Source organism: Candidatus Palauibacter soopunensis (assembly GCF_947581735.1).
Classification (GTDB): domain Bacteria; phylum Gemmatimonadota; class Gemmatimonadetes; order Palauibacterales; family Palauibacteraceae; genus Palauibacter; species Palauibacter soopunensis.
Genome location: NZ_CANPVT010000036.1, coordinates 24,741 through 37,543 on the forward strand (window position 1 = coordinate 24,741; position 12,803 = coordinate 37,543).

Here is a 12,803-nt window from a genome sequence, read left to right on the forward strand (position 1 = left end):
ATATAGTCGCAATGGGCATTCGATACGACTCCCTCCTCGCCCGGGCCCTCGCCCGCGAAATCCTCGATCGCTGGCGGGGCGTCCGTATCGCCGGGCTCCGCATGGCATCGGGGCGGCGCGCCGTGGAACTCGCCTTCGAGGACGGGTCGCGGCTCGTCGCGATGCTGCACCCGCTGCACGGGTACGTCCTCGAACTGGGCGCCGATGCGCCGACCTCGGGGGTGGAGGGGAAGGCGTTGCGGGTCGGACGGCTGTCGCTCGTGGACGCGAAGGCGCCGGCGGACGAGCGCGCCCTGCTCCTGACGTTCGGAGACCGGACGGGGCGTCCGTGGGAGATGCTGGCGATCGAACTCCAGGCCCGGCGCTGGAACGCCGTCCACTGCCGCCGGGCGGAGTCCGGCGGGGAGGAGCCCGATCCGGCGGAGTCCGGGACGGCGGAGTCCGGCACAGTGGGGTCCGGCGCCGATTCCCGTCCGGCGTGGCGGATCGAAGCCGCGCTGCTGGCGAGGGATGCGGGCGACCGCTCGCTGCGCCGCGGGGCATCCTACGTGCCGCCTTCGTCCGCGCGGCGAGCCGTGGCCGCTCCGCCATCGGAAGCGGAATGGGCCGCCGTGCTGGCCGGAGACGAGGCCGAGCGCCGGCGGACCGTGCTGCGGACGTGGGCGTGGACGAGCGCGCTCAACGTCGACTGGATCATGGCCGGAGACGACCCCGCGGAAACGTACGCGCGATACCGGGCCCTCCACGCGCTCGCGGCGGCGCCATCGGGCGGCCCGGCCGCGTCCGATGCGCCGGGCGCGCCGCCCCGGCCGGCCTTCGTGCTCGACCGCCCGTGGGGCCCCCAGCCCTACCCGCACCCCGCCGGGGCCGGCAGCGGGTCCGCCGCCGGACTGCTGACCGCGGCCGCGCAACTGCTCGCCCCCGGCGGCGGCCCCGCCCCCGCCCTCCAGGCGCTCCCCGCGGCCGCGGACGACGATGATGCGGGGGACGAAGCGGGGCAGATCCGGAAACGCCTCCGAGCCCGCCGGAAGCGGCACCGGCGCCGGGCCGCCGCGCTCGAGCGGCAGTTGGCCGCGGCCGGTCCGCCGGACGAACCCCGCCTCCTCGGCCAGATCCTCCTCGCCCGCAAGGACGAGGTGCCGAAGGGCGCTTCCGCCGTGACGCTGCCCGACTTCGAGGGCGCGCCGCGCGAGATTGCGCTCGACCCCGCCCGCGATACCGTGGCCAACGCGGAGGCCTTCTTCGACGAGGCGCGGCGCCGGGAGCGCGCGCTGGAGCGGCTGCCCGGCGCGATCGCGGCGGCCCAGGAGCGCGCGGCCGAGTTCGACGCCCACCTCGAGCGGCTCGCCGAGTCCGGTCCGTCGGACGCCCTGTGGGCCGCGGCCGGCGGGAAGCCGGTGCGCGTCGGCGCGAGCGGGCCGCGGGCGGGCGGGCCGGAACTCCGGGTGCCCTACACGCGGTTCCGGACCTCGGGCGGGCTGGAGATCCGGGTCGGGCGCGGGGCCCGCGACAACGACGATCTCACCTTCCGTCACTCCGCGCCGGACGACATCTGGCTGCACGCGTCCCAGGCCTCCGGCGCGCACGTCATTCTGCGCTGGGGGCGAAGGGACGAGAATCCGCCGCGGCGCGACCTGCTCGAAGCCGCGATCGCGGCGGCGGTCCACAGCGGCGCGCGCCACAATCGCACGGCCCCGGTCGTCTGGACCCGCCGCAAGTACGTCCGCAAGCCGCGGAAATCGCCGCCGGGAACGGTGACCCCGGACCGCGTTCAGACGATCTTCGTCGAACCGGATTCGGACCTCGTGAAAGCGATGGGCCGGCGCACGGAAGAAGCGTGAGGACGCCGACGGCCGACGTTCCCGCGGGAACGTCTCAGGGCGAGGACGCGAAGCTCGACCGCGCGCGCGGCTGCCTCATCGGCCAGATCGCCGGCGATTCGCTCGGCAGCCTCGTCGAGTTCCAGTCGCCCGAGGACATCCGCAGCCTTTACCCGCACGGGGTCCGCGACCTCGAGGACGGGGGCGCGTTCGACACGCTGGCGGGACAGCCGACGGACGACTCCGAGATGGCGCTGGCGCTCGCCCGCACGCTGATCGCCCGCGGCACGTACGACCCGGAGGCGGCGAACCGCGCCTACCGGGAGTGGCTCGACTCCGACCCGTTCGACTGCGGCCTGACGATCCGCGACGGCCTGCTCGGAAGTCCGCGCCACGAGAGCCAGGCCAACGGGGCGCTGATGCGTATCGGCCCGCTGGGCATCTTCGGCTCCCGTCATCGCCTCGACGTCGTCGCGCGCTGGGCGCGGGAGGACGCCCGTCTCACGCACCCGAATCGCGTCTGTCTCGACGCGAACGCGCTCTTCGCGATGGCGCTCGCACACGCGATCGACAGCGGCCCCACGCCGCGCGAGTTGTACGAACGGATGGCGGCGTGGGCGAACGAAGGGGAGATCTGCCCCGAAGTGCGGGCGTGCGTCGAGGAGGCCGCCGGGCCGCCGGACGACTACATGACGCACATGGGCTGGGTCCTGATCGCGCTCCGCAACGCGCTGTGGCAGTTGCGGCACGCCCCATCGCTCGAGGAGGGCGTGGTCGACAGCGTGATGAGGGGCGGCGACACCGACACGAACGCCGCGATCTGCGGGGCGCTCCTGGGCGCGGTCCACGGGCTGCGGGCGATACCCGCGCGCTGGACCCGGGCGATCCTCCGCTGCCGCCCCGAAGCGAACCGCCCCGGCGTCAAACGCCCCCGCCCCAGCACGTACTGGCCCATCGACGCCCTCGACCTCGCTGCTCAACTCCTACGTTCAGAACCACCAGCGACCTGACGTTCGGTGGCGGTCCGCGGACTGGGAATCGGCACCCCGTCCACGCGGCGTGCGCGGATCGGGTCAGCGGGCTTCGAGGAGCGCCCGGATCGCGGCCACTTCCTCGCGGATCGCGTTCAGCTGGCGATCCTTGGCGTCCTCCCGGGGCCGGATCACCCAGGACACCAGCGTCGCGGTCAGCGTCCCGACGAGTGCCGCGCCGACCGTCATCAGGGCGAGGCCGATGGCTCGCCCTGCAGCCGTGACCGGGAACGGGTCGCCCTGCTGGCCCGTCATGACCGTGAAGAAGGACCACCACAACGCGGCCGGACCCGAGCCGATCTCGCCCCCCGCCGCCCGTTCGAGATAAAGGACCGCGATACTCGCGCCCACCACCGTCAGGATCGCGACGGACACGGCGACGAGCGCCGTCGTCTGTGCCCGCCGTCCCATCCAGAATGAGCCGACGACCCGCGCGGCGCGCGCCGCACGGAGGAACCTCAGAATCCGCAGTACCCGGCCGATTCGGAACGCGCGGAGTTCCGTGATCGCGGGCAGGCTGGAGAGGAGGTCGATCCAGCCCCAGGTGATCATGTATCGCTTGCGGTCCTGGGCCCGCGCGAGAGAGAGGAGGAAGTCCGCGAAGAAGACGATGCAGAAGGCCGTGTCCGCGTAGAAGAGGATACGCAGGATCTCGGGATCCAGTGGCAGCGCGAGTTCCACGATGAGAGCCACGAGCACGAGCACGCAGCAGACCAGCATGAAGATCTGGTACGGTGACGCGGTCGGAGGTGGTCGATCTGCTTCCGTCATGCTTCCTCCCGAGAGTGTGTTGTCGAAGTTGGGTGCGAGCCGCCACGCCCTAGAGGCCGATCGAGCCTTCGAGGCAGGATCGGGGGACGTCGAAGGCGTCGACGAGGGGGATGGCCTGGGGGCGGACTTCGGCGCAGAGCGCGGTCACGGTGCGGCGGATGGCCTTGCTCTTGGGCGGATCCAGATAGCCCTGCTCCAGGAACCACGCCGCCTCGCGCTCGATCGTGGCGAGCGCGTAGAGGGAGCGCAGGCGCTCGAGCCACTCCGCGACGCCGGAACTCGGCGTCCGCCGCTCGGCCGCGATCATGGAGCGCAGGATCTCGCACTCGACGTGGGCCCGGGCGGTCGTGAGGGCGTGGTGCTGGCAGTCCGTGAGGGCGTCGAACGAGGTCATCCCGCGCGCGATCCGGTGCCGGACCCGCCGCGCGAGCGAAAGCACGAGGTCCGAGCGGCGGGCATCGAGCACCGCGTCGTGGAACCCGGGGTCACGGAGGTGGGCTTCGCTCGTCTTCCGTGAGATGACCCAGTTGCGCTCGGCCATGGCGCGGCGGGCGCGGCCGGCGGCGAAGCGCGCGATCCCGAGCGCGCCGAGATCCCCGAACTGCTGGCGGAAGCCCGTGAGGAGATCCTTCGCCACGAGCTGCATGAGGACGGTGTTGTCGCCCTCGAAGGTCGTGAAGACGTCGCTGTCCGCCTTGAGCGCCGCGAAGCGGTTGTGCGCGAGGTAGCCGCGCCCCCCGCACGACTCGCGGCACGCCTGGATGGTGTCCGTCGCATGCCACGTGGCGCCGGCCTTGAGCCCGGCCGCGGCCGCCTCGAGGCGTCGGCGATCCGCGACACTCCCGATCCCCGTTTCACCCTCAGCTTCGCCGGAGTCTCCCGTTTCCGCGGTGACCGCGGCCACGTACTCGGCCTGCAGGTTGTGGAGCGCGAAATTGAGCGCGTACGTCGTGGCCAGGCGCGGGAGCAGTCGCCGCTGGTGGGCGGGATAGTCGAGCAGAATGCGCTCGGCTTCGCCGGTCGAACCGAACTGCCGGCGCCGCGCGCCATACCGGACCGCGATCGTGAGGGCGACCTTCGTCGCGCTGAGCGCCGCGCTCGCCACGGCCACGCGGCCGCTCACGAGGGTGCCGAGCATCGTGAAGAAGCGCCGGGCCGGGCTCGCGATCGGACTCCGGTAGGCCCCCTCGTCGTCGATGGAGGCGAAGCGGTCGAGGAGGTTTCCGCTCGGCACGCGCACGCGATCGAAGTGGAGGCGTCCGTTGTCCACGCCGTTCAGGCCGAGCTTCTCGCCGCAGTCCTCGATCGTCACGCCCGGCAGCGGCTCCCCGTCTTCGCCGCGGATGGGGACGAGGACCGCGTGCACGCCGCGCCCTTCCCCCTCGACCTCGAGCTGGGCGAACACCGTGGCGAGACGGCCGTCCCGCGCGGCGTTCCCGATGTAGTCCTTGCGCGCCCCCGGCACCGGCGTGTGGACCACGATTTCCCGCGTCGCGGGGTCGTAGACCGCCGTCGTCTGAATGTCCTGGACGTTGGACCCGTGCAGCGTCTCGCTCATCGCAAAACACCCCGGGAGCGCCAGCGTGCCCGCGGCTCTCAGGTATTTCTCGTGGTGTCGTCCCGACCCGAGCTGGTGGATGCTGCCGCCGAAGAGCCCGAACTGGACGCCGAATTTCGTGAGCAGGCTGAGGTCGAAGAAGGCGAGCGTCTCGAAGGTGGCGATGAAGGCCGCGGGATCGTCTCCGCCCCCGAACTCCGCCGGGTAGCTGAGGGCTCCGAGCCCCTCGTCTGCGAGCACCCGGCACCACTCCGAGACCTGCGCCCGATAGTCGGCCGTCGAGAGGCCGGCCACCGCCTCGAACCGGCCGTCCGAAAGGAGCGCACACACGCGTTCTCTGGTCTCCGGCGCCGGACCGCCGAGGAAGCGCGCCATCGCGTCCGGGTCGAACCTGGGCTGGACGTCGGGAAGCGGCGCGATCGGCCGCGCCGGGTCGAAGAGCGTCGCCACCGCGTCCGGACCGCCCAGACCCAGCGCCTCCTCGATACGGAGGATGGCCGCGCGCTCCTCGCGCGTGGGGTGCTCGCCGTCGGCCTCCGCGATCGCGATGCCGAGTTCCGTGAGGGACCGCTTTCGCTCGGGCGAGACCTCCGCCGCCCGCCGCCGCACCTCATCGAGGAGGTGGAGGAGCCGCTCCGCCGAGGGCGGCGCCTCGGGATCGAGCCACTCCGCGAGGGCTCCCTCGGGAAGCCCCGCCTCGCGCAGGTGTTCGCGCAGCATGGCGAGTTCTTCGGTCGCGAGTTCCCCGTCGGCCCACGCGACATACAGGAGAGGATGGAAGGCGAGCGACCCAGGCTCGGCCATGGGCTGCTAGAGGCCCTCCGCCTCGAAACCGATCTCCTTGTGGGACCCGTCGCAGAACGGCTTGTTCTTCGACGCGCCGCAACGGCACAGCCAGGGCTGCAGGAAGCGGGCGGACCCGTCGTGCCCTTCACCGCTGATCTCCACGACGCCGTCGAAGTGCAGCGGACCATTCGCGTGCGCCGTGACGACCGCTTCCCCGGCCTCCTCACCGGACGGCCCGGACGGCGCCTCCGGCTCGGATGTCGCGCGAGTCGTGTCGATCGGCCCGCCGGCCCGGAACTCGATGTCGCGGTGCGCCCCGTCGCAGAACGGCTTGTTCGCGGACTGCCCGCACCGGCACAGGGCGGCCTTCGGCTTCGCGATGCCGTCTTCCGCGCCCGCCGTGCGCACGCGCAGCGGACTCCGAACGAGGAGCGGGCCATCGCCGCCACAGTGAACGATGCATCCGTTTGCCGTCATCTGATCTCCCATCTCTCCCATCGCGGTGGGTCCGCCGTCAGGGGACGAGTTCGGTTCGTCTCGGTTTGAGGAGGAAAACGCCTTCGAGCATGCTCGTCACGAGCACCGTCCCGCTCTCGAAATACGGGAACGCGGTCCACGCCCCGTTGAAGCCGGGAGGATCGGCGCCGTACGGCGTGGTGTCGAAGTACCCGACCTCCCGCAGGTTCTCGGGATCGCTGATGTCGATGACGCGGAAGCCGGCCTGGTAGTTGGCCTGGTACATCCGGTCGCCCTTCACGTAGAGATTGTGGTCCGTCGCGTTGTTGGGTCCGTAGTAGTCCGCGATCACGACGGGGTCATCGAGATCGGTCACGTCCCATACGATCGTCTTCGTCCGGTCCGTCGTGCCGACGAGTTCGTCGAGTTCGTCGTCCAGAAAGAAGTAGCGCCGGTCATCGCTCAGCCACCCCTGGTGGATGTAGGCGACGCCGGGGTACGCGGCGGCCGAAATCGGGCGCGGGTTCGACTTGTCCGTGACGTCGACGATCCGGAGTGCGGTCTCGTTCGATGCGAAGCACAGTTCCCGGCCCCGGTAGTCCATGTCGGGCCCGTCGTACACGAGACACTGCGCGTCGTGCGTCCGCCCCTGGAAGATGAGCCCCTCGGTGTCCGTGTAGCAGCCGGCGAACTCGGGCGCGAGCGGCTGGCGGATGTCGATCATCACGAGGCCGCCGCCGCAGGTGTGCCCGTCCCCGCTCGTGGAGACGGTGAAGGCCGTGCCCGCGCCGGTGTCGATGATGAGGTTGTGGGCGCTCCCGATCCCGTCCCAGCGGAGGTCGGGCGCGAACTCCACGGGGGGACTCGCCACGTCGCGCAGGCGGGTGAGATCGAAGACGACGAGGCCGTGGGCGCCGGCCCCGTCCCCGGTGAAGAAGAGGTGGTCGGCGTAGACCTTGAGGTCGCGGGCGCCGCTGCGGTTCGCGGGGATGACGCCGAGATACACGGGGTTGACGGCGTCGGTGACGTCGACGATCGCGGCCCCGCCGGAACGGCCCACGAGGCCGTACTCACGGCCGGTCTCGGGGTCCGTCCAGCCCCACGCGTCGCTCACGCGCTCTCCGGGCTCGCCGCCGATGGAGGCGAGCGGGAGGTACGCCTGCAGGTCGACATCCGCGCAGTCGAAGCCCGCGGCCCGGTCATCTTCGCAGCGCACCTCCGCCGACGTCACCGCGGCGGGCGGACTCCCGGGGCGCAACCAGACGGGACCCGACCAGGAGCCGTCCTCCGCCGCCTCGTAGACGGCGGCGAGCCCCGCGCTCCCCTCGGATTCGGGGCTGCCGACCACGGCGAGGCCGGGGCGAAGGGCGAGCGCGGACCCGAAGCCCCCCACGAGGGCGGCGCCCTCGGGCGCGAAGGAACGGCCGGCGCGCCATTCACCGTCGGCGTCCGCGCGGCTGAAGGCATCGACCCGACCCCGGCCGTCCTCGGCCCCCGGCGCTCCGACGATCAGTTCGTCTCCGGCGGCCGCGAGCGCGGCCCCGAAGCGCTGGCCCGGCCCCGAAGCGCCCGGGAGCAGCGTCGCCGCTTCGGCCCAGTCGCCCTCCGCCCCCCCGGCGAAGAGCACCACGCGGCCGACCGACCCATCCGCGTTGGGCGCGCCCACGGCGAGTTCGCCGTCGCCGGTGAAGAGGACGCTGGCGCCCAGGCCGGCGCCCCCGCCCAGCGCGGGCGAATCGAGCGCCGCCTCCCGGCTCCACGCCCCGTCGGCCCCGCGGGCGAACACGTACACCGTGCCCGAACTTCCCTGCCCCGGCGCGCCGACCGCCGCCAGCCCGCCGCGCACCGCCAGCGCCGCCCCGTAGCGCGCGTTGGCCCGGAGATCTCCGGCTTCCAGCAAGCCCGCCGCACTCCACGTTCCGTCCGTCCCGCGGACGTAAACCCGAACCTCGGTGCCGGCGCCCCGCCCGCCCGGCGCCGAGACGAGCGCCACATCCCGATCCGCCGCGACGACGCGCGCGGGCGGCTGCAGGATCGCCATTACCCGGCCCATGCTCATTTCTTCGGGGGCCGCGCCGGCTGCGGCCCCGAGCGGCAGAGCGCCCGACTCCGCCCAGCCGCCGTCCGCCCCGCGGGCGAACCCGTACGCGCCGATCATCACCTGCGGGTCCCCGCTCGCCGCGAGGAACCCGCCCTCCACCGGCGCCATGGTTCGGCCGAACGACTCCCCGAGGAGCGATCCCGCAGACCACACTTCCTGGACCTGCGACCAGCCCGAGTCGCCCTTACCGAACACAAGCACCGACGCGGGCCCGCGGCCGAACGCCGGCTTGAGGACGAGGATCTCGTCCGCCGCCGGCGCCCACACCGCCGCCCCGAACCCGTCCTGCGCCGCCACCGGCCGGGTCACGACGCACGCAAACAGCGCAACCACTACGAGATGCGGCGAGCGAGTCATCATTCTGCCTTCCTGCAAGAGTCGTTCTCGTGCACGGCCGCGGCGAGGGCGGCGGACAGCTCCCCGAAGGCGGTCTCGCCGCGGCCGAGGGCGGCGATGAGCGCGGATCCGACCACGACGCCGTCCGCCATGCCCGCGACCGCGGCGGCCTGTTCCGGGGTCGAGATGCCGAACCCCACCGCCACCGGCAGCCGCACCATCGTCCGGAGCCCTCTCACCTGGTCCTCGAGCGAGGCGTCCAGCGCCTTCCGCGCCCCCGTCACGCCGAGGCGGGAGATGTAGTACAGGAACCCCGAAGCGTGGCCCAGGATGGTCTCGAGGCGGGCCCTCGGCGTGGTGGGGGCCGCGAGAGGGATGAGGTCGAGCGGACCGGCGGCCAGCCGCCGCTCCAGCTCCGGATGCGAGCCCACGGGCAGGTCGGTGACGAGGAGTCCCGCCGCCCCCGCGGCCTCCGCCCGCGCCAGGAAACGCTCCACTCCCATGCGAAGAATCGGATTCAGGTAGGAGAAGACGACGACCGGCGGCAGATCGCCGGAGATTTCCGCCAGTTGGTCCAGCGTGGACTCGACCGTGACGCCCTGCTCCAGCGCGCGCCAGCTCGCGGCCTGGATCGTGGGCCCGTCCGCGAGCGGATCGCTGAACGGGATCCCCAGTTCGATAATGTCCGCGCCGTCCGCCGCCAGCCGCTCGAGCAGCCGCGGCGTGTCCGCCGGCCGCGGGAAGCCGCTCGACAGAAAGGGGATGAACGCGGCCCCCGCATCCCGACCTTCGAACACGCCCTCGATCCTCGATCCGGCGTGCGCGACGGGGGCCGCGGCGGGCGCTGTGCCGCCGGGAACGCTCAAGAGCCGCTTTCCTCCGCGTCCTCCTCCGTCGTCACGGCGGGCCGGTGCGTCCCCCACTTCTCGAACCACTTCCTCAGGTAGAGCTGCGTGCGCAGGAAATTCGACGGACGCGAACTCGTCCCGTGCCACTCCCCCTGGAAGCGCACCATGACCGTCGGCACGCCCTCGTAGTGCAGCGCCTGGTAGAACTCCTCGGTCTGACCCATGGGCGTCCGCAGATCCATCTCCCCCGTCATCAGCATCGTCGGCGTCGTCACGTTCTCCACGTAGAAGATGGACGAGCGGTCCATCCACTCCTCCTCGTCCTCCCAGAACGGCTTCTCGAAGGTGCGCAGGTAGCCGATCGCATCCGATGTCCCCATCGCGGACATCCAGTTCACGATGGGACAGTTCGCCGATGCGGCCCGGAAGCGGTCCGTGTTCCCCACGATGTACGAGGTGAGGATGCCGCCGCCCGAGCACCCGTACACGAACAGGTTGTCCCCGTCCACGTAGCCGCGGCGCAGCATCTCATCCACGCCGCCCATGAGGTCGGGAAAGTCGGCGCCCGGATAGTCGTGGTTGATCGCGTTCGCGAACTCCGTCCCGTATCCCGTGCTCCCCCGGGGGTTCGTGTAGAGGACGACATAGTCGTTCGAGGCGTGTTCCTGGAAGGCGAAGTTGAACCCGCCGTTGTACATGCTGTGCGGCCCGCCGTGGATGGCGAGCATGAGCGGATACTCGCGATTCGGATCGAAGTCGGGCGGCTTCACGATCCAGCCCTGGACCCGGAAGCCGTCCGTCGACTCGTACCAGACCTCCTCCACCTCGCCGAGAGTCACGCCGTGGAGCACGTCCGCGTTGACCTCCGTGAGGCGGGTGACCTCGCCCGGGTTCGAGAGGGAGAAGCGATAGAGGTCGCCGGGCTCGTGGTCGGTGGCGATCGTGCCCACCGCGGTGCCGTCCTCCGCGAAGGAGGAGAGGGAGAAGAGGTGCGCCCCCTCGGTGAGCTGCGTGACGCCGCCCTCGACGGAGACGAAGTGGAGCTGACGGTACCCTTCCCGGTTCACGTTGAAGTAGAGGCCGCTCCCGTCGGGCGCCCACTGGAAGCCGCCGGACTGCCGGTCGTAGTCCCCCGAGATGAGCCGCGAGCCGGACCCGTCCCGGTTCATGACGTAGATTTTCTGGTTCCGGTAGGTGTCGCGGTGTTCGTCGCCGACGGTATGGGCGATGAGGCGGCCGTCGGGCGAGGGCACGGCACCCCCGTCGGGGCCGCGCCGGTCCGTGAGCTGGCGGATGGCCCCGGAGGCCACGGAGACGGCGTAGATCTCGGACTCCTGCCAGTGCTCCGGCCGGTCCCAGTCGGGCGCGCGGTAGGAGGAGAAGTAGATCTCGCTCCCGTCGGGGCTCCAGGCGATCCCGCCGTGGTTCCAGTCCCCCGTCGTGAGCTGGCGGGCGGCGCCTCCGTGGGCCGGGACGACGAACACATGCGTCCAGCCGGTGTCGACGTAGCCCTGGCGGTCGCGCTTGTAGCCGGCGCGCTCGACGATCTTCGGCCCCTCGGTCCACGTCGCCCCGTCCGGCCGGGAGGGGAGATCGACGCCGGCGAAGTCCGCGCGGTCGTTCACCCGGCTCGTGAATGCGATCCACTCTCCGTCCGGCGACCAGCGGGGAGAGGACGGGCCGTTCTCGAGGCGGGTGACCTGGGTCGTAGCGCCCTCCTCGTCCATCCAGCGCACGAAGATCTGGCTCCCCGAGGGTTCGCCCGCCGCCGTGAACAGGATGCGGGTGCCGTCGGGGGACCAGCGCGCCCCGCCGCCGTCGACGAGCGCCCGCTGCCGGCTGCCGTCCGCATTCATCATGTAGAGGGACGACTCGCGGCGGTCGTTGACCTTGTCCACCCAGCCGCGGGTGTAGACGATCCTCGATCCGTCCGGCGAGATCCGGGGGTCGGAGACCGACTCCATGTCCATGTAGTGGTCGAGCGACAGCCGGCGCGTCTGGGCCGCCGCGTCCGCGACGAGGGCTCCGGCGGCGATGGCTGTCAGCAGGGCGGCGCTTCCGAACGTCGTCTTCATCCTTCGCTCCTTCGGCTTCGTGACCGGCCCGGGGTCGAACCCGTCAGTATCGGAAATCCCCGAAGCAGCGGCCACCCGGCGAGCGGCGCGAGGGACTAGAGGATGGCGGCGCCGAGGGCGGAGGCGACGAGGCCGACGCCCAGTTCGGCGGTCTGGTTGCGGTGGTCGAGGACGGGGTTGAGTTCGACGAGTTCCAGGCTCAGCAGCTTTCCGGAGCGCCACGCCTTCTCGCACACGAGGTGCCCTTCGCGGTAGGTGAGGCCGCCGCGCACGGGCGTTCCCACGCCCGGCGCGATCCGCGGGTCGAGCACGTCGACGTCGAACGAGAGGTGGAACCCGGCGGTTCCGGCGCTGGCGCGCTCGAGGGCCTCGTCCATGCAGGCCCCCACGCCGCGCTCGTCGATCTCGGACATCGTGAACACGCGGACACCCAGCTCCCGGATGAGCCGCTTCTCGCCCCCATCCAGCGACCGCGCGCCCAGGACGCTCACGTTTTCGGGCACGACGCTCGGCCGGCCGGAGGTCAGTTGCGGCTCGCCGTGCCCCAGCAGCACCGCGAGCGACATCCCGTGAATGTTCCCGGTGGGCGTAGTGGCGGGGCGGTTCATGTCGGCGTGGGCGTCCACCCAGATGACGCCGATGGCCGCCCCCCGGGACCGGTGGTGGTCGGCGACGGCCGCCACCGATCCGATCGAGAGCGAATGGTCTCCGCCGAGCACGAGCGGCGTGCAGCCCCGGGCCAGTCCTTTGCGCACGAGCTCCCGCGTCTCCTCGGCGACGTGGACGATCTCGTCCAGGAAGCGCAACTCGTGCTGGCCCGCGTCGGTGGTCTCCAGCCCGCCGGCCGTCACGGTGCCCAGTTCGGTGATGCCGTGGCCGATGGCTTCGATCTCCCGGCTGATCCCGGCGATGCGCAGAGCGGAGGGACCCATGTCCACGCCCCGGCGTCCGGCGCCGAGGTCGATGGAGACGGAGATCAGCGCGATGTCTCGATGGTGGTCCAAGAATCGTTCCTTTTTGG

Annotated in this window: 9 protein-coding genes; 2 read left to right on the plus strand and 7 right to left on the minus strand. The window is 71.8% G+C overall.

Translation table 11 applies throughout. From position 1 onward, the window contains the following. Positions 1 to 11 precede the first annotated feature (11 nt). Together RN901_RS10090 and RN901_RS10095 are read left to right on the plus strand one after the other, a co-directional pair. Complete coding sequence (locus tag RN901_RS10090; RefSeq protein ID WP_310758150.1) at positions 12 to 1,841, plus strand: NFACT RNA binding domain-containing protein; 1,830 nt, start codon at positions 12 to 14, stop codon at positions 1,839 to 1,841. Beyond that, positions 1,838 to 2,830 (plus strand): ADP-ribosylglycohydrolase family protein, encoded by a 993-nt coding sequence (locus RN901_RS10095; RefSeq protein ID WP_310758151.1) that lies wholly within the window; start codon positions 1,838 to 1,840, stop codon positions 2,828 to 2,830. The genes RN901_RS10090 and RN901_RS10095 overlap by 4 nt, the downstream gene beginning before the upstream one ends. Positions 2,831 to 2,893: 63 nt before the next feature. On the opposite strand, the gene RN901_RS10100 is transcribed toward RN901_RS10095, so the two are convergent. The 7 genes from RN901_RS10100 to rocF form a co-directional block, all read right to left on the minus strand. Then, positions 2,894 to 3,622 (minus strand): ion transporter, encoded by a 729-nt coding sequence (locus tag RN901_RS10100; RefSeq protein WP_310758152.1) that lies wholly within the window; start codon positions 3,620 to 3,622, stop codon positions 2,894 to 2,896. 49 nt (positions 3,623 to 3,671) lie between these two features. Next, positions 3,672 to 5,984 (minus strand): acyl-CoA dehydrogenase, encoded by a 2,313-nt coding sequence (locus RN901_RS10105; RefSeq protein WP_310758153.1) that lies wholly within the window; start codon positions 5,982 to 5,984, stop codon positions 3,672 to 3,674. Between the two features lie 6 nt (positions 5,985 to 5,990). Continuing rightward, positions 5,991 to 6,443: a CDGSH iron-sulfur domain-containing protein gene (locus RN901_RS10110; protein WP_310758154.1), complete on the minus strand. Its 453-nt coding sequence runs from the start codon at positions 6,441 to 6,443 to the stop codon at positions 5,991 to 5,993. Positions 6,444 to 6,480: 37 nt separating this feature from the next. Beyond that, positions 6,481 to 8,883: a choice-of-anchor B family protein gene (locus tag RN901_RS10115; protein WP_310758155.1), complete on the minus strand. Its 2,403-nt coding sequence runs from the start codon at positions 8,881 to 8,883 to the stop codon at positions 6,481 to 6,483. Further along, on the minus strand, positions 8,880 to 9,725 hold the full coding sequence (trpA, locus tag RN901_RS10120; RefSeq protein ID WP_310758156.1) for a tryptophan synthase subunit alpha: 846 nt from the start codon (positions 9,723 to 9,725) through the stop codon (positions 8,880 to 8,882). Before trpA ends, RN901_RS10115 begins: the two co-directional genes overlap by 4 nt. After that, on the minus strand, positions 9,722 to 11,782 hold the full coding sequence (locus tag RN901_RS10125) for a S9 family peptidase (RefSeq protein ID WP_310758157.1): 2,061 nt from the start codon (positions 11,780 to 11,782) through the stop codon (positions 9,722 to 9,724). Before RN901_RS10125 ends, trpA begins: the two co-directional genes overlap by 4 nt. A 95-nt stretch (positions 11,783 to 11,877) precedes the next feature. Beyond that, positions 11,878 to 12,786, minus strand: a complete 909-nt coding sequence (gene rocF / locus RN901_RS10130) for an arginase (RefSeq protein ID WP_310758158.1) — start codon at positions 12,784 to 12,786, stop codon at positions 11,878 to 11,880. Positions 12,787 to 12,803: the final 17 nt, after the last annotated feature.

What these genes read in the sequence shown, in the direction of transcription:
- RN901_RS10110 (WP_310758154.1), bottom strand. Translation starts at nt 6,443, where the DNA reads ATGACGGCAAACGGATGCATCGTTCACTGTGGCGGCGATGGCCCGCTC.
- RN901_RS10090 (WP_310758150.1), top strand. Translation starts at nt 12, where the DNA reads ATGGGCATTCGATACGACTCCCTCCTCGCCCGGGCCCTCGCCCGCGAA.
- RN901_RS10100 (WP_310758152.1), bottom strand. Translation starts at nt 3,622, where the DNA reads ATGACGGAAGCAGATCGACCACCTCCGACCGCGTCACCGTACCAGATC.
- RN901_RS10115 (WP_310758155.1), bottom strand. Translation starts at nt 8,883, where the DNA reads ATGATGACTCGCTCGCCGCATCTCGTAGTGGTTGCGCTGTTTGCGTGC.
- RN901_RS10105 (WP_310758153.1), bottom strand. Translation starts at nt 5,984, where the DNA reads ATGGCCGAGCCTGGGTCGCTCGCCTTCCATCCTCTCCTGTATGTCGCG.
- RN901_RS10125 (WP_310758157.1), bottom strand. Translation starts at nt 11,782, where the DNA reads ATGAAGACGACGTTCGGAAGCGCCGCCCTGCTGACAGCCATCGCCGCC.